The sequence below is a fragment of the Phytoactinopolyspora mesophila genome, assembly GCF_010122465.1.
Lineage (GTDB): Bacteria > Actinomycetota > Actinomycetes > Jiangellales > Jiangellaceae > Phytoactinopolyspora > Phytoactinopolyspora mesophila.
In genome coordinates this window covers 301,856-318,093 of the sequence record NZ_WLZY01000007.1, presented here as the reverse complement: position 1 = coordinate 318,093, position 16,238 = coordinate 301,856, and the positions used below count along the sequence as shown (strand labels likewise).

16 protein-coding genes and 1 pseudogene are annotated in these 16,238 nt (G+C 66.6%); 7 read left to right on the top strand and 10 right to left on the bottom strand.

Going from position 1 to position 16,238, the window contains the following annotated elements; genetic code table 11:
* The 3 genes from F7O44_RS20430 to F7O44_RS20420 all read right to left on the bottom strand — a co-directional run bounded on the left by F7O44_RS20430 (nt 1) and on the right by F7O44_RS20420 (nt 3,412).
* On the bottom strand, nt 1–945 hold the full coding sequence (locus F7O44_RS20430) for a carbohydrate ABC transporter permease (RefSeq protein WP_162452120.1): 945 nt from the start codon (nt 943–945) through the stop codon (nt 1–3).
* On the bottom strand, nt 942–2,222 hold the full coding sequence (locus tag F7O44_RS20425) for a sugar ABC transporter substrate-binding protein (protein WP_162452119.1): 1,281 nt from the start codon (nt 2,220–2,222) through the stop codon (nt 942–944). Before F7O44_RS20425 ends, F7O44_RS20430 begins: the two co-directional genes overlap by 4 nt.
* 125 nt (nt 2,223–2,347) lie before the next feature.
* Nucleotides 2,348–3,412, bottom strand: coding sequence for a LacI family DNA-binding transcriptional regulator (locus F7O44_RS20420; protein ID WP_162452118.1), 1,065 nt, complete (start codon nt 3,410–3,412; stop codon nt 2,348–2,350).
* 497 nt (nt 3,413–3,909) lie between these two features.
* Between F7O44_RS20420 and F7O44_RS20415 the strand changes: the two genes are divergently transcribed.
* From F7O44_RS20415 to F7O44_RS20395, 5 genes are all read left to right on the top strand, one after another.
* Nucleotides 3,910–4,671, top strand: coding sequence for a DeoR family transcriptional regulator (locus tag F7O44_RS20415; protein WP_162452117.1), 762 nt, complete (start codon nt 3,910–3,912; stop codon nt 4,669–4,671).
* A gap of 3 nt (nt 4,672–4,674) precedes the next feature.
* Nucleotides 4,675–5,688, top strand: coding sequence for a 1-phosphofructokinase family hexose kinase (locus tag F7O44_RS20410; RefSeq protein WP_162452116.1), 1,014 nt, complete (start codon nt 4,675–4,677; stop codon nt 5,686–5,688).
* 16 nt (nt 5,689–5,704) lie between these two features.
* Nucleotides 5,705–6,157 carry a PTS sugar transporter subunit IIA gene (locus tag F7O44_RS20405; RefSeq protein WP_162452115.1) on the top strand — a complete coding sequence of 151 codons (453 nt, stop codon included), beginning with the start codon at nt 5,705–5,707 and terminating at the stop codon, nt 6,155–6,157.
* On the top strand, nt 6,154–7,656 hold the full coding sequence (locus F7O44_RS20400) for a fructose-specific PTS transporter subunit EIIC (RefSeq protein ID WP_162452114.1): 1,503 nt from the start codon (nt 6,154–6,156) through the stop codon (nt 7,654–7,656). The genes F7O44_RS20405 and F7O44_RS20400 overlap by 4 nt, the downstream gene beginning before the upstream one ends.
* Nucleotides 7,657–7,786: 130 nt before the next feature.
* Entirely contained in the window at nt 7,787–8,143 is a 357-nt protein-coding gene (locus F7O44_RS20395) for an MmcQ/YjbR family DNA-binding protein (RefSeq protein WP_162452238.1), read from the top strand.
* 26 nt (nt 8,144–8,169) lie between these two features.
* Here F7O44_RS20395 and F7O44_RS20390 read toward each other — a convergent pair whose 3' ends face one another.
* Nucleotides 8,170–9,480 (bottom strand): type II toxin-antitoxin system HipA family toxin, encoded by a 1,311-nt coding sequence (locus F7O44_RS20390; protein ID WP_162452113.1) that lies wholly within the window; start codon nt 9,478–9,480, stop codon nt 8,170–8,172.
* On the bottom strand, nt 9,470–9,805 hold the full coding sequence (locus F7O44_RS20385; RefSeq protein WP_162452112.1) for a helix-turn-helix transcriptional regulator: 336 nt from the start codon (nt 9,803–9,805) through the stop codon (nt 9,470–9,472). The genes F7O44_RS20390 and F7O44_RS20385 overlap by 11 nt, the downstream gene beginning before the upstream one ends.
* 182 nt (nt 9,806–9,987) lie before the next feature.
* Here F7O44_RS20385 and F7O44_RS30520 point away from each other — a divergent pair, with 182 nt between their 5' ends.
* Nucleotides 9,988–10,299, top strand: coding sequence for a hypothetical protein (locus F7O44_RS30520; protein WP_246221254.1), 312 nt, complete (start codon nt 9,988–9,990; stop codon nt 10,297–10,299).
* A pseudogene (locus F7O44_RS31995) lies at nt 10,208–10,444 on the top strand (serine hydrolase); the annotation flags it as partial. The gene F7O44_RS30520 and the pseudogene F7O44_RS31995, both read left to right, overlap by 92 nt.
* 40 nt (nt 10,445–10,484) lie before the next feature.
* On the opposite strand, the gene F7O44_RS20375 reads toward F7O44_RS31995, so the two are convergent.
* From F7O44_RS20375 to F7O44_RS20355, 5 genes are all read right to left on the bottom strand, one after another.
* On the bottom strand, nt 10,485–11,225 hold the full coding sequence (locus tag F7O44_RS20375; RefSeq protein WP_162452111.1) for a GntR family transcriptional regulator: 741 nt from the start codon (nt 11,223–11,225) through the stop codon (nt 10,485–10,487).
* Complete coding sequence (locus tag F7O44_RS20370; protein WP_222851537.1) at nt 11,209–12,402, bottom strand: fumarylacetoacetate hydrolase family protein; 1,194 nt, start codon at nt 12,400–12,402, stop codon at nt 11,209–11,211. The genes F7O44_RS20375 and F7O44_RS20370 overlap by 17 nt, the downstream gene beginning before the upstream one ends.
* Complete coding sequence (locus F7O44_RS20365; protein ID WP_162452110.1) at nt 12,402–13,733, bottom strand: enolase C-terminal domain-like protein; 1,332 nt, start codon at nt 13,731–13,733, stop codon at nt 12,402–12,404. Before F7O44_RS20365 ends, F7O44_RS20370 begins: the two co-directional genes overlap by 1 nt.
* A gap of 306 nt (nt 13,734–14,039) precedes the next feature.
* On the bottom strand, nt 14,040–14,762 hold the full coding sequence (locus F7O44_RS20360; protein WP_162452109.1) for a response regulator: 723 nt from the start codon (nt 14,760–14,762) through the stop codon (nt 14,040–14,042).
* Entirely contained in the window at nt 14,759–16,090 is a 1,332-nt protein-coding gene (locus F7O44_RS20355; RefSeq protein ID WP_162452108.1) for a sensor histidine kinase, read from the bottom strand. The genes F7O44_RS20360 and F7O44_RS20355 overlap by 4 nt, the downstream gene beginning before the upstream one ends.
* Between the last annotated feature and the right edge of the window lie 148 nt (nt 16,091–16,238).

Here is a 16,238-nt window from a genome sequence, read left to right as displayed (position 1 = left end):
TCAGTCCTTGGAGCGGAAGAGTCGGAACTGCACGAGGCTGAGCAGTGCGATCGCAACGAAGAGCAGGTAGCTGGCGGCAGAGGCGAGCCCGAAATTGCCGAAGCCGAACTGGTTGTACGTGAAGTAGCTGATCGACAAGGTTGCGTCGAGTGGTCCGCCTCGGGTCATCACGAACGGCTCCTCGAAGAACTGCAGGAACCCGACCGATAACAGCACCGCGCCGAGCAGGAGCGTCGGGCGCATGAGTGGCAGTGTGACGCGGAAGAACCGCTGCGCCCGTCCGGCGCCGTCGATCTCGGCGGCCTCGAGAACCTCCTGCGGGATGTTCTGCAGGCCGGCGATGAAGATCACCATGAGGGTCCCGACGCTGCGCCAGACCGCCATCATGATCATCGCCGGCATTGCCCACGCCGGATCGCCGAGCCAGTTCGGGCCGGTGATCCCCACAGCCGCCAGCGCCTCGTTGAGCAGGCCGTCCGGCTGCAGGATGAACCTCCAGACGACCGCGACGGCGACGATGCTGGTGACGACTGGAGCGAAGAACCCGACTCGGAATGCGGTGCGGAACCGGTTGATCCCCGAGTTCAAAGCGACCGCGAGCGCGAGCGCGATCACCATGGTGAGCGGGATACCGACGCCGACGAAGTAGACCGTGTTCAGTACTGACCGCAGAAACTGCGGATTCGAGAGCAACGCGGAGAATTGCTGGAAGCCGACCGGGTTGACACTCGTCGGATTCTGGATGTCGCGATTGGTGAAGTCGGTGAACGACATTCCGAGCGAGGCGAGCACCGGGAAGACCATGAACACCGCGAAACTCGCGATGAACGGCAGGGCGAAGAGATATGCGACGACAGTCGCCCGGCGTCGTGCGGTACTTCCGCGACGACGGGCGCCGGCGATCCTGCCGGCGCCCGTGACGCGAGGCTGGCGCAGCAGCGTCATCGACCGGTTCCGAGGGAGTCGGCGCTCGCCTGCAACTCCTCCAAAGCGAGCGCGGCGTCCTTGCCGCCCCGGTAGATCTGCTCGACCGCGGTGTCGGCGGCGGCAGAGAGTTCCGGCCACGTCGTGGCCATCGGCAGGCTGCGGACGTCATCGAGCTGCTCCCCGAAGACCGCGACGAGCGGGTTCTCGCTCAGTGCAGGTGTATCCCACGCCTCGATCTGCGAGGGCAGGTCGCCGGTGAGCTCGAACCATTCCTGCTGTACCTCGGGCTCAGAGAGCCAGCGGATCAGTTTCCACGCCGATTCGACGTTCTCCGACCCCTCGAACACAGCGAGATTGGCACCCGCGATGAGGGAGGTGCTGCTCGTGACACCAGGGATCCGGGCGACGGCGAACTGGTCCTCGAAGCCCTCACCTCCGGCGGCCATGATCTGGCCGACGTCCCATGGGCCGCTGATCATCATCGGAACGTCACCGGAGACCAGGTCGGCGGCGGGTCCCGACGTCGAGTCCGGGTTCTTGGTGGCGATGCCCTCGTCGAAGAAGGTCTTGAGGTACTCGACAGCCTCGAGAATCTCGGGGGTGTCGATCGTCCATTCGCTGCCGTCGTCGGTCATCAGCTCCGCGCCGTTGGACCAGGCGAACGGCATACCGCCCAAGAAGGCATTCCACCCGCCGGACGGCAGCCCGACGCCGTAGCGCGCTCCGTTGTCCTGGTAGGCCGCGGCGAGGGCCTTGAAACCCTCCCAATCGTCGGGGAACTCGTCGAATCCGGCCTCGCGCATGAGGTCGGTCCGGTAAAAGACGACCCGAGTCTCGACGTACCACGGCACCGTGTAGGTCGTGCCGTCGAACTGGGTCGACTCGACCGCCCCTGGGAACATGCCGTCGAGATCTATATCCTCCGGTGTCGGCTCGAGTGCGTCGACGAACGTCGGAATCCAGTCGACGCCGAGCATGCCGATGTCCGGGGTGTTCCCACCCGCGATCGCGGTCTGGTACTTGTTCTGCGCCGAGTCCCACGGCACCGCCGTGACGTCGATCTTCACGTCGGGGTTCTCCGCCTCGAACTGCTCGACCAGCTCGGGGAGTGCCTCGCCCTCGGTTCCCTGCGCCCAGATGGTCAGCGAACCGCTCGCGGGGGCGTCGTCCAAGCTGGCGGCGTCGGAGGCGCCTGTGGTCTCCTCGCTGCGACCGCAGGCGGCGAGTATCAGCGCGCCGGCGATGAGGAGGACCGGCCCCGTCTGCCAGGGCCTCTTAGAGGTACGTCGGATCATGGCCGTTCCTATCTCGGGGGCTGCGTCGCCCCCGGATCTGCGCGTCACCGTCATGGATGTTCGCAAAATCTAAGCGCATAGATTGCAGATGCACAAGAGGTACGGCGAACGGAATGAGTTGTCGGTCAGTCCGTGGGGCCGCAGCCGCAGCTGCGCCGGATGACCACCTGGGTCGGCAGAGGTTCGCCGTGGTCAGCCTGCCTGCCGTCGAGGGCGTCCAGGAGTTCACGGACCGCAACGCGGCCGATCTCCTCCATCGGCTGGCGCGCCGTGGTCAGCGCGGGCGAGGCGGTCTGCGTGGCGAGTATGCCGTCGAAGCCGGTCACGGCGATGTCTTGCGGCACGCGAATGCCCAGCTCGTGGAGGCGGTCGAGGACAACCAGCGCCTCCTGGTCCGTCGAGCAGACGATGGCTTCCGGGTGTTGGCCCGCGGACAGCACTTCGTCGAGCGACTCGCGGGTGGTTGCCGCGTAGCCAGGCCTGCTCGGCCAAGCTGCCCGGTGCGTCTCGCCGGCGTCGTGCATCGCCTCCACGAAGCCGTCCCAGCGCTGTGTGAACTCTGCGGTACCGGCGCCGCCGAAGTACTCGATCCTGCGTAGCCCGTGGTGCCGGGTCAAATGGAGGGCGAGTTCGCGCATCGCCGTCCGGTTGTCCACCATGACCGTCCGCAACTGCGCGGATCTGACCGCACTACCCAGTTCTACAACGGGAATGCGCTCCGAAAGCGACTCGAGCACAGCGAGGTCTACGGCTCCGGCGAAGCAGATCAAGCCGTCGACGCGGCCGGCGATATCGGTGACTCGCCGCACGTGGTCGGTGGTCCGGGCTCCTCCGATCATGAGTGCCAGTCCCCGATCCCAGCATTCCAACTGCACGCCGCGCTGTACCTCGTCGACGTACAGCGGGAAGAGACGGCCGTCGTCGCCGCTCGATGGGGCGTTGTCGCCGCGAACGTCGAAGCTGGCGTCGACGAGGTAGTCGTAGGCGTACAGGCCCAGGGCGCCGGTGCGGCCCTTGGCGAGACCACGAGCGCTGGCGCTCGGGATGTAGCCCAAGCGGTCGGCCGCGTCGAGGACGGCGTCGAGCGTCGACGACTTGACCCGGTGTGGCTGAGTGAAGGCGAACGAGACCGTCGCGATCGAGACGCCCGCCTCGGCGGCGACGTCGTACACCGTCGGTCGTTTCGCCATCCGCCTGCCGCTCCTGACGTGTCGTGTCTGCGAGGAGCCTAACCGGCACTCGCGCTGAGTTGGTGGCCTACCCAGTTCCTCCGGCGGGGCCGGCCGGAGGATGAGCCTTTGAAACCCGGCTGCCGACGATCGGTGATCGTGAGCTTGCTGTTGCTGGTGAGTGAGCTGCCCAAGCGGGTGCGACGCGGCGGCCACGAGCGTTGAACTTAGAACCCGCGCGAATAGGGAGTCGCCGGGCTCGCGAGCCCGGACATCCTGGAGGGCTACGTTGAAAGTCAGTCGACGCACAAACCCAGTGCGACTCCTTCCTCCGCCTTGCCCTCCAGGCGCCCGACCCCGCTCACTATCCGGCGTCCCTATTCGCGCGGGTTCCTAGCCCGGTTCTGTGGGTTCGTGTGGGAAATCTCTTGACGTGGCCGTCACGCGGGCGTAAAACAGATGCAAAACAACATCTGAATGTTTCTGAATCATTCCGATCATCTGCGTTTGGAGGTCCGGTGTACGCAGCGGAGCGACAGCAGCTCATCCTCGACCGCGCCCGGGCGCACGGCCGGGTCGAGGTCGCGGCACTGGCCACCGAGCTTGATGTGACGGCGGAGACGGTCCGGCGTGATCTCACTCTGCTGGAGCGGCACGGTGTGCTCCGGCGGGTGCACGGCGGCGCGGTTCCGGTGGAGCGGCTGGGCTTCGAGCCGGCCGTCGCGGCACGCGAGGATCGCCTGGTCGCGGAGAAAGAACGTATCGCGAAGGCCGCAGTGGCCGAGCTCCCTGAGGACGGCGCCATCGTGCTGGACGCGGGGACCACGACGGCCCGGCTGGCCGAGCAGCTGCCGTTCGACCGCGAGCTGCGCGTGGTGACGAACTCGCTGTCCATCGCCAATATCGTGGCCAACCGGCCGAACCTCACCCTCTACCTGGTGGGAGGGCGGGTCCGGGGGGTGACCCTGGCCGGAGTGGGAGAGTGGCCGGTCCGGGCGCTTGCGGAGGTGTTCGCCGACGTCGCGTTCCTGGGCACCAACGGACTGTCCGTGAAACGCGGGCTCACCACCGCCGACCAGACCGAGGCGGCCACCAAGCACGCGATGGTTCAGTCCTCCCGGCGCACCGTCGTGCTGGCCGACCACACCAAGATCGGCACGGACCATTTCGCGCACGTGGCACCTATCCATGACGTCGACACGATCATCACTGACGCCGGCCTCGACGACGAGACCGCGGCCGAGATCGAAGCGGCCGGACCCCGAGTGATCCGGGCGTAGGCCATGATCGTCACCGTCACTCCTAACCCAAGCGTCGACCGCTCCATCGGCGTGCGCCGGGTGGAGCGGGGCCGCGTCCACCATGGACGCTCCACCCAGATCGATCCCGGCGGCAAGGGCGTCAACGTCGCCCGCGCGCTCACCGTCAACGGCGCCAAGGCGGTGGCCACGGTTCCGTTCGGCGGTGCGGAAGGGCGTCTGCTCATCGAGCTGCTGGAGGAATGCGGTGTCGAGGTGGAGGCGGTGCCGATCACCGGGCCGATCCGCGCGAACATCACCATCACCGAGCCCGACGGCACCACCACCAAGTTCAACGAGCCCGGTCCGGTTCTCACTGCCGGCGAGCGCACGGGGTTGCTCGCCGGTGTCGCGGCGACACTCGCGCGGTCGCCCGCGTGGCTGGTGGGCTGTGGGAGCCTGCCGGGCGGGATCAGCCCGGACTTCCATGCCCGCCTGGTGGAGCTGGGCCATCGGCATGGCGTCCCGGTGGCGATCGACACGTCGGGACCAGCGCTGCTACACGCGGCGCGGGCCGGCGCGGACCTGATGAAGCCCAACGTCCACGAGCTGAGCGAGATCGACGGCCGGCAGTTGCGGACGCTCGGTGACGTAGTGGACGCTGCCCGGCGGCTGCTAGCGCTCGGGGATCGGGCAGTGCCCCCGCCCTCACGTGGTGGTGACGGCGCGCCGGGACCGGCCCGGACCGTCGTCGTCAGCCTGGGCCGGTACGGCGCGGTGCTGGTGCGTGCCGGACGTCCGCCGGTCCACGCGAGTGCCGGCCTGGCCGCGGCTGCACGCAGCACCGTCGGTGCGGGCGACGCGCTGCTGGCCGGATATCTCTGTGCGGTGACCGGCTCGGTTGACGGCTCCGGCGCGGCTGCCCTGGAGACGGCCGTCGCCTGGGGGACCGCGGCCGTCACGCTGCCTGGCAGCCGGATGCCGGCCGCCGAAGACATCGCGGGTGTTCAGGTGCGTGTGGACACCGATCCCGATCCTTCGTATCCAGTTTCCGAATGAGGCCGAGGAGGCCACTATGACCGACCTGATCACCGAGGATTTCGTCGAACTCCATCTGGGCGCCGGTGACCGGCATGCCGTGACCCGGCAGCTGGCGGAGCGGCTGTTCACGGGAGGCAGGGTCACCGACCTCGACGGCTTCCTCGCCGACGTGCGAACCCGTGAGGAGCAGATGCCCACCGGGTTACCCGGTGGAATCGGGATCCCGCATGCCAAGAGCGCACATGTAGTCGTGCCGACGCTCGGCTTCGGACGTTCGGCTGACGGCGTCGACTTCGGCGCCGACGACGGCCCGGCGCGGCTGATCTTCCTGATCGCCGCCCCGGAGGGCGGAGACACCGAACACCTGAAGATGCTGGCCGCGCTGGCCCGGAAGCTGATGAACCAGGAATTCAAGGACGCGTTGTTGTCCGCGCCCGATGCGGCCACCGTGGCCGGCATCGTCAACCGAGAGGTGGTGCCGTCGTGAAATTCGTCGCCGTCAGCTCGTGCCCGACGGGCATCGCGCACACCTACATGGCCGCGGAGGCCCTCGAACAGGCCGCACGGGCCGCCGGGCACGAGATCACCGTCGAGACCCAAGGCTCCGCCGGTCTGTCGCCGCTGCCCGCGGAGACCATCGCCGCCGCCGACGCGGTGATCTTCGCCGCGGACGTGGAAGTCCGCGACCGCGGCCGGTTTGACGGCAAGCCCCTGGTCGATGTCGGCGTCAAACGCGCCATCTCGGCCGCTGCCGACGTCATCAGCGAAGCCGAACAGGTGGCACGTGAGTCTGCCGCTGTGATGGCGGAGGCAGGCGCGCCGGGCACGTCGCCTGTAGCACCAGAGGCCGAGCCGGCAGCCCTGGCCACCAAGGTGACGCCCGGGGCGGGCGTAGGCACCCGGATCCGCCAGTGGCTGATGACGGGTGTCAGCTACATGATCCCGTTTGTCGCCGCTGGTGGGATCTTGATCGCGCTGGGCTTCATGATCGGTGGATACGAAATCGTCGACGTGGAGCTGAGCAGCGTCGTCGAAGACTTCAATGTCTTCTCTTCCACCAGCTGGGCTGCGCTCTTCTTTCATGTCGGCGCGGCGGCATTCGGGTTTCTCGTCCCCATACTGGCAGGCTTCATCGCCTTCGCCATTGCCGACCGGCCCGGGCTGGCGCCCGGTGTTGTGGGCGGCGCGCTCGCGCTGGCCGTGGACGCGGGCTTCCTGGGAGGCATCGCGGCCGGATTCGTCGGCGGGTTCACCGCCTTGTGGATCAGCCGGATACCCGTCGGCAAGGCGCTGCGCGGTGTGATGCCGGTGGTGGTGATCCCGCTGGTGGCCACCGCGGTGACCGGCCTGGTCATGCTGGTCTTGCTGGGCGCTCCGCTGTCCGCGGCCGCGTCGGGCCTCGAGAACTGGCTGACCGGCCTGACCGGCGCCAACATGGTTCTGCTCGGAGCGCTTCTGGGTCTGATGATGGCCTTCGACATGGGCGGACCGGTCAACAAGGTGGCCTACACGTTCGCCACCACAGGGCTGGCCGGTGCTGCCACGGCGGCGGACAGCACCAACCTGATCATCATGGCGGCGGTGATGGCCGCCGGGATGACACCACCGCTGGGCCTGGCCTTGGCCACCGTCGTCCGCAAGCGGTTGTTCAGTCGCGCCGAGCGGGAAAACGGCCGTGCCGCATGGCTGCTGGGGGCGTCGTTCATCACCGAGGGAGCCATCCCGTTCGCCGCCGCCGACCCGTTGCGGGTGATCCCGTCCATCATGGCCGGCTCGGCCGTCACCGGTGCGATGGTGATGGGCATCGGTAACACGCTACGTGCGCCGCACGGAGGCATCTGGGTCATCGGCCTGATCGGCCAGCCGGCACTGTACCTGCTGGCTATCGTCGCCGGCGCGGTCGTCACCGCCGGGTGTGTGATCGGCCTGAAGAGCCTGCGCCGTGTTCCGGATCCCGAGGATGCGGCTGTGGCCGTTGGCGCCTGAACGTGCCAGCCTGAGTGGCATGGCACGTTGAGTACACGTTGGACCGGCATCAGATACCGGTTTCGAACGAGCATTCAACGTGCCATGCGTCGACACCATGGTTGTCGGCGGCGTCTGGTTCTATATGTTCATGCCCGTGTCCAGCGCCGCGTTCCTTCAGATCATCGAGCAGCTGCCCGAAACCCAGCAGAGTGTGTCGCCCAACTACACCGCGTTCAAGGTCGGCGGCAACACCTTCGGTTATCTGTGGGAGGCAACCCAGACGGTCGGCCTGAAACAGACGCTGGCCGAGCAGCTCGCTCTCGTCGCCGAGCGTCCCGATGTCTTCGAGATCCAGTTCACGGCTGGCCAGTTCGGTTGGGTCGTGGTGTACCTGGAGGGCATCGAGTTCGACGAGCTGGCCGAGCTCACGTTCGAAGCCTGGCGCCTCACTGCCTCGGTGGCCCTCGTGGAGTCACACGGCGATCATCTGCCGAGTGTCCCGTGACTGCTGAGCGCCGGGTCGAGATCAGATCACATGTAGTGCACGGACGGGTTGAGAATCTGGCGCCGCCACATCTGCTGCTTCTCTGCACCGGTCAGTCGAGCTGACTCCGCCGCGTCGTCCCATTGCTCGGTGATGACGGTGACGTGGTGATCGATTATCCGCTGCGCTTCCGTTCGGGAAAGATGATAGATCGGGGCGGCGTCCAGGCAGACGGCGAAGCGGGATTCGCGGCGTCCATTCCGGTCGATGGCCATGGCCTGAGCGGCGGAATCGCCGGACCGCAATTGCGGACATAGGTCGTATGCGGGGGTGAGGGAAAGGCGATCGCCGTCCCAGAACGCCGCGTGGTTGCGAGCGTGGTCGTCGGTGTTGCTCACACAGATGTTGAACACGATGCGGGAGAACAGCTCCCGCAGGGTGCGGTCCGGGTCGGTGAATCGGTGCCGGATCGCATCGGCGAACTCGTGGTAGGTGGCCCAGCGTCCGGTCATCTCGTCGAGGCCGAGTATGGTCAGCGCGGAGACCATCATCCGCCGTTCCCCGGGTGAGCCTGCCCACCCTGTCGTCTGATCGGTGGACAGCTGAGGGCGGTCGAACCGATCGACAAGCAGGATGTCGCGCCCCAGGGATTCGGTCAGGTTTGTGGTTGCCACATCCAGGCCGACACGGCGAGCCAAGTCCATAGCGACCGCTTCGGCTTTGACTACTGGATAAGGGTCCGAGGCTACCGAGAGCTTTGCGATCATCTCGCGTCGCTGTCCGTTTTCCAGCTGGTCGCACAGCGCCACCTTGGGACGGGCGCCACCGATCGATGTTCCGCGCATGAGCGCCTCTTCGAGGTCCGGTGAGAATTTCTCCCCGGCCAGGAACTTCTCGGTTGCCTGTTGGACTTCCTCCAGCGTGGCGTCGTTCCGGCGTGCCTTGTATTCAGACGGGCTGTTCTGGAAGTCCAAAGCTCCGACGCGGTCCGATCCCGATTCCAATAGATAGGTCAGCAGCGGAAGGTCAGCGGTGTCACTGCCACGAGCGAGGGTGCCCTGACGTCGCGCGAGAATCACCCGTTGCCCCCACCCGTCCGGTGCCGCATCGCGGACACAACCAGCCGCCCGCATTCCGTTTGGCGGTCTGATCACGCCGCGACGAAGTGGGAGCTCCGGTAGGTACAGCGGGAAGGCGTCCGGGCGTTCCAGGTAGCTCTGGCCGTAGTTGAAGACCAGACGCTCCCCGTCCGGGCGGAGTTGCCCGGCGACAACCGGTTCGGTCGTGTCGGGCAGCCAGACCCAGACGAAGGCACGGCCGGCCGAATCCGTCCGGCCGTCGGGCGCTTTAGAAGTCATCATCGATCTCTTCACCGGGCCGGGGCCGGACCCTGGCTGGTAGCAACGCCAACCTTTCCCGGCTCCTGGCCTCAATGTCAGATAGATCGCTTGGTTGTACTCCCAGCAGGTCCAGGCCCACCAGCCTGGCCACTTCGAACACGATGCCGACGGCGACGGTCGGTGCACCACGCTCGACGCTTCGCAGGGTGTTCTCGGAGATGCCGGCGCGTTCAGCAAGTTCCACCTGACTCATGCGCTGCGCGCGGCGTGCCCGCGCGATTTCAAGGCCGAGTACTCGTGCGGTCTGAACGGCCGACGGCGAGTAGGAGTGAGCGCGTCGCATCATCTCACCTCATTTGTTCGTCCTCAATGTAACATGGTTTAGAACCTTAAACCTCATTACATTGAGCAGATTCCCGTCATGAAGCGCGTGTCGATCGTGATGTCCGACATCACGCGGCGCTCGGCACCGAACTGTCCACTTCGGCTTCCTGATTGCACCGTGCCCAAGCGAGACTGCTTGCTATGACCGTGCAGTTCCCGTTCAAGCAGACCATCGCCCTGGCCACGTTGGCTGTGTTCGCACTCGTCCTGACGCTCGCGTGCTCATCCACCGTCGACGACCCTGCCGCCGACTCGCCAACGATCCCCCGCCTGCGGAAGCCGCGAATCCGGCAGTCCCCGACGAGACTCCGGAGACAGCCACGGATCGAGCTGGCCGACGCTGTCGTGCGCCACAGCGACAAACACCACGGGCGAGGAACTGATCAGGGCGGGAACTCCGGAAGGCTGGACCATCGGGGACCGCACCGGCGCCGGCGGTTACGGTACTCGTAACGCGATCGCGGTCCGGTGGCCTCCGGAGCGCGAACCGATCGTCCTCGCGGTGATGTCCACGCGCGAGACCGATGGCGCGGAGTCCGGCAACTCCCTGATCGCCGACGCGACCGAGGTAGCGCTTGACGCTCTGTCCCAGGACTGACGTGATCGGGCCGTCTCGCGTGGAAGCGGCGGCCGGCGCGTCAGAAGATTCGAGCCGGTTCCGGGTGTCGCAGCTGGACGTCACGGCTGCTGCCGAAGGCCTCGGAGAAGCGGTAGAAGGCGTTCGTGAGGTGGTGGTGCATGGCTGCTTCCGCCTCGTCGGCGTCACAAGCTTCGATTGCCCGGGCGACGCGCGCATGCTCATCGACCGTGACCGCGCCGGAGGTGTCTGCCGAGTACAGGCGGAAGGCATGAAAATGGCAATGTGTCTGGTCGTAGGCGGTCTTGGCGACGTCGTTTCCGAGTGCACCCAGGACAAGCCCGTGAAACCTGGTGTCATGTTCGAGAAGTAGGTGCCGGATGTCCCCGACGCCGACGATGGCGCGGGTGAACCGATCGATCTCCTCGCGCAGTTGCGGGCCCGGGTTCCCCAGCCGGTTCACCGCCACCGCACGTACCGCCCACAGGTCCACCACCAGCCGGAATTCGAAGAGCTGGCGCAGCCGGTCGAGATCCAGCAACGGCGTGGTCTGGTAACCCTTGCCGGGCACCTTGTTGAGTAGCTGGTCGCCTTCCAGACGCCGGACCGCCTCGCGGACCGGTGTCTGCGACACTCCGAGCTGACGGGCCAGCGCATCGATATTGACCCGCTCGCCCGGAGCGATCGCGTTCTCCAAGATCAACGCGCGGAGCCGGTTGTAGACGTCGTCGCTCGACAACCGGCGTGCTGGTGCCGTGGATGGCCGCGTAGCCTCCTGGCCGGCGTCAACGACGCTGGCCATGACCGTGAATGTAGTTGACGAGGGCGCGGATCCCGAATTGCCAGCGGGGCAGTGAGCTGGTGGGGGCGACGTCGTTGATGAGTGTGCCGAGGTGCGTGCTTCGAATCGAGACACGGTCGCCGTGTTTGTGCGTGAACCCCATGCCTGGCGTGTCCCGGTCCTGAACCGGCGCGAACAACGTGCCCGTGTAGAGAGCGAAGCCGTCCGGGTACTGGTGGTGTGTGCCGTACGTAGCGCTGATCAGCTGTTCGAACGAGCGGCTGAGCCGTCCGACGCTGTTTTCGCCTTCGAGCACGTAGCCGTCGTCGGCGCCTTCGACCCGCAGCATGATCCGTTCCTGGCGCACCGTGTCCATGGTGAACGAGTCGTCGAAGAGCCGGATGAGGGGACCGACGGCGCTTGAGGCGTTGTTGTCCTTGGCCATGCCCAGAAGCAGTGCGCTGCGACCCTCGACATCGCGCAGGTTCACATCGTTGCCGAGCGTGGCTCCCCGCGCCCGGCCCTGTGAGTCGACGACGAGGACGAGTTCAGGTTCGGGATTGTTCCACGTCGAGAACTCGGGGATGCCGACCTGGGCGCCGTAGCCGACCGAGGAGAGCACGGGCGCTTTGGTGAAGACCTCCGGGTCCGGCCCGAGGCCGACCTCCAGGTACTGCGACCACAGTCCTTCCTCGACCAGCACCTTCTTCAGCGCCGAAGCCGCGGTCGACCCTGGTTGCACCGTTGCGATCTCCGCAGGCAGGGTTTGGCCGACGCGCTCGCGCAACTCGGCCGCTCGCGCTGGATCACCGGCGCAACGCTCCTCGATCACTCGCTCGACCATGCTGTCGGCAAAGGTCACTCCACACGCTTTCACCACCTGCAGGTCGATCGGTGCCAGCAGGTGTGCTCGCTCGGAGTCCCGGCTCAGCGAAGCGCCGACCAAGTCGGACAGGCGCCAGCGCGCGGAACCGCCGGTTGCCCGGATCTGTTCCTGCCCGGTCGTCTCCAACAACTCCGATACGGTCGGAGCGGCGTCGAAGAGGTCGAAGACCTCCTCTCCGGCGACCCGGACCGGCCGCGGCCCGCCGCTCTCGGGATCCCAAACCCGGCCCACGAGCAAGGCTGTGCTGGTGTCGTCCGGCAGCAGCGCCGACGGGTCCGTGGCGGTCACAGCCGTTCCACCTGTCATGTTCATCAGTCTCGATCCTTTGTGCTCTGCGTCGTCTGGTCATCGAGTTCACGCCACCCCGGACCGTCGGGATAGCTCCACGTGTTGAGTGACTCCGGCAGCATCTCGGCGCCGATACCCGCCGTGCCTGGCGCTCGATACCGGCCATCACGCACGACGGCCGGCGCGACGAAATGCTCATGCAGATGCCCGACGTACTCGATCATCCGGTCACCGATGACGCCACTCACCGCCGCGTAGTCGAAGAAGGAGAAATGTTGCACGAGCTCGCAGAGACCGACACCGCCTGCGTGGGGGCAGACCGGGACGCCGAACTTCGCGGCGAGCAGGAGGTTGGCGATGTTCTCGTTGACGCCGGCGACTCGGGTGGCGTCGATCTGCATCACGTCGATCGCCTCGGCTTGTAGCAATTGCTTGAACACGATGCGGTTCGCGACGGCCTCACCCGTCGCCACCCTGATGGGGGAGACGCCACGGCGGATTTGGCGATGCCCCAGGATGTCGTCGGTGCTAGTCGGTTCTTCGATCCACCAGGGATCGAAGTCGCCAAGTGTGTTCACCCAGGTGATCGCTTCGTCGACCTCCCAGCGCTGGTTGGCGTCGATGCCGATCTTGACGTCTGGCCCGACCACGTCACGAGCCAGCTTCATGCGCCGGCGGTCGGCGGCGAGCTCGCCGCCGACCTTGAGTTTGATCATCCTGAAGCCTTCGGCAACGGCTTCCCTGCACAGACGTACCAGCTTCTCGTCGCTGTAGCCGAGCCAGCCCGGTGCGGTGGTGTAGGCGGGATAGCCGTGCTGGCGCAGCTCGTCGATCCGCGCCGCTTTGCCTGGCTCAGCGCGGTACAGGATCTCAACGGCCTCCTCCGGGGTGAGCACGTTGCGGATATGAGTGAAGTCCACCGTGCGGACGATGTCTTCGGGAGGCATTTCGGCAAGGAGAAGCCAGAGCGGTTTAGCGGCCCGCCGGGCGCGCAGATCCCACAGGGCGTTGACCAAGCCGCCGCAGGCCATGTGGGCAACCCCCTTTTCCGGCCCGAGCCAGCGCAGCTGAGAATCGTGCACCAGTAGCCGCGACGCCGCTCCGAGGTCGTTCAGGAGTTCGTCCGCGTCGCGTCCGTGTAACACGGCGCCGTAGCTCTGCATCGCCCGCGTCACGATCTCGTTGCCGCGGCCACCGGTGAACACGAGCGAATGGCCGGTCTCACCGGTATCGGTCGAGATGGTGACATACGCGGCGGAGTAATCCGGATCGACGTTGACCGCATCCGAGCCGTCGAGTGTACGAGAGGTGGGGAACCGTACGTCATGGGTGTCAATGGAGATGAGCTTGGACAAACGAACCCCTTGGAAGAATGCCTAGGCGAAGCCCAGGATGGCTGGCAAACCACAGGCTGACGGAGGCTTCAGCCGGCACACCCGCGACGACGAGAACTCGGGCAGAGAAGGTGGCCAGCTCGAATGGGCCGAATCGTGACAGGGACGACGACAGGCTCCTCCCTATAGGATCTGAATGGAGCCTATAGGCAAGGCTTGGCGAGAGCAATGGGTCGTCGCCGGTGCGGCTCGCGGTCGCTACTGGCGTCTTGAGTCCCGGACCGTGCCGTGGAAGGCTCACCTGCGTGGCGGTCCCCGACCGGGTTGCTACACCAAGCCCGCTTCCCGGGCCAAGATCGCCGCCTGAACGCGGCTGGTGCAGCCGAGCTTGGTCAGGATGCGTGAAACGTGCGTCTTCGCCGTGGCTTCGGTGATGACGAGCCCGGCGGCGATCTCCTGGTTGGACTGCCCGGTGCCGATCGCGATGAGGACATCACGTTCGCGAGGAGTCAGCGTCGCCAGCCACGAGCGCGTGGCCGGATCCGTTGCCTCGTCGTCCGGGTCCGGGGATGCTGCGAAGCGGGCAAGTACTCGCCGGGTTACTTCAGGCGCGACGACGCCGTCGCCAGCGGCAACCCGGCGGACCGCGGCCAAGATCTCGGCCGGCTCGGCCGTCTTCAACAAGAACCCGGCCGCACCGGCGCGCAGGGCGCCGAAGACGTACTGGTCGATGTCGAATGTGGTGAGCACCAGGACGTCGGCCAGTTGCTCACGGATGATCTCGCGGGTGGCGTGGATGCCATCCACACGCGGCATCTGCACATCCATGAGCACCACGTCCGGCCGTAACGCGCGGGCGTTCACGAGCGCGCCGTGGCCGTCCACCGCCTCGCCGACCACGATGATGTCGTCGGCGGCGTCGAGCACGAAACGCAGTGCTGTGCGGATCGGTTCGTGGTCGTCGGCGAGCAGTACCCTGATTGAGGACGAGCTCGTGCCGGTGCGCGGCTCGTCGTGCTTCGCGGTGCTCTGCGCACGTGGCTCGGTCATGAGTAACGCCCTGGTTCCTCCAAGCCGCCCGGCACCGGCAAACTGGCCTCCACCCGCCAGACGGAAGCCGTCTGGTCCGGTGCCGCGGTGAATCGCCCACCGACTGCCTCAGCCCGTTCTCGCATGGTGGCCAAGCCGACCCCGCCGGACAGGGACGGGTGGTCGACGGGCGAGGCGGTGGTCAACGAGTTCTCAACCACGACACGCAGCTCGCTGCGATCGCCGTGCAGCGCCACACTCACGTCCGACTCAGGTGCGTGTTTGGCTGCGTTCGCCAACGCTTCCTGCACGATCCTCGAGCAGGCTTGCGAGATCGTCACGGGCACCGACGCAGCGAGGTCGTCCAAGTGTGTGGGCAGAACGAGCCGGATACACATGCCCGTCGCGCGGGCGGCGTCGATCAAATCGCCGATGTGGTCCAGTCCGCCGCTGAGCGCCGCGGGGTGGTCGTGGCCCGGGCAGTGCGATTCGGAACGCAAGACGACGATCATGGAGCGCATTTCCTGCAGTGCTTCCAAGGCCTGACCTCGTACGGCGCGCAGCGAGACGCTTTGGTCGTGAGCCGGCGCGGCCAGCGCCGCGGCCGACTGGATGGCGATCGTCGATAGCCGCGACGCGATGACGTCATGTAGATCACGGGCGATCGCGCTGCGCTCCGACTGAACTGCCTCGGCGCGGCGCAACTCTCCGATTCGTTCCAGATCGGCCGCACGCCGGGCTTCCAGATCAGCCAGCTCGACCTTCTGCCGCACCGTCGCCGACCACCAGAGCGGGAGGATGAGGAGGGCCATGAGCTGGAGTCCGATGATGACGCCGATCTGCGCGTCCAGTTCCGATATCGATACTCCGCCGACGGCCAAGGCTACGACGACGCCGACGACGCTGTTGACCACCTTGCGGATTCGAGCAGTGCCGTGCATGCCGACGGAGAACAGCAGCTCCCAGATCACCAGGAACACCCCGAGGCTGCCGCCGAGGACGAAGTCGGCAACAGCGGCGATGCCCGCGATGCTCAAAGCGGCTGCCGGACGGGTGCGCACCAACATCACGGCCAGCGCGGCAGTAGCCAGCGTCACAAGGTGTATCCAACGGGGCGCGGCCCGCAGCCCGAGCGGATCCGCGACGGTCCAGAGTCCGGTGAGCCCCAAAGACCACAACACAACGCCGGTGCAGAACAGCGCCAGCGCGCCCTTGGCGATGCCGCGCCGGGTCGTTGCTCCGGCTATGCCGAACGTGAGCAGGCCGGCCAGCTGACGCCACTGCGCTCGCCGCGGAGAGGTTCCGGCTGGCGTCGCCGGGGCCGCGTCGTCGACCACCACGGAATCCATTTCACCAGACCAGGCCCGCGAGCGGCGTCAATCGAACGATGTAGATAGGCCGCTGCCGCCCAACTCGAGGATCACTCTTCTGGCCGACGTCGAGGACATCGATACCGGCGAGATTGGTTTCGTGTTTCGAACGAGGCGAGGGCAGGGC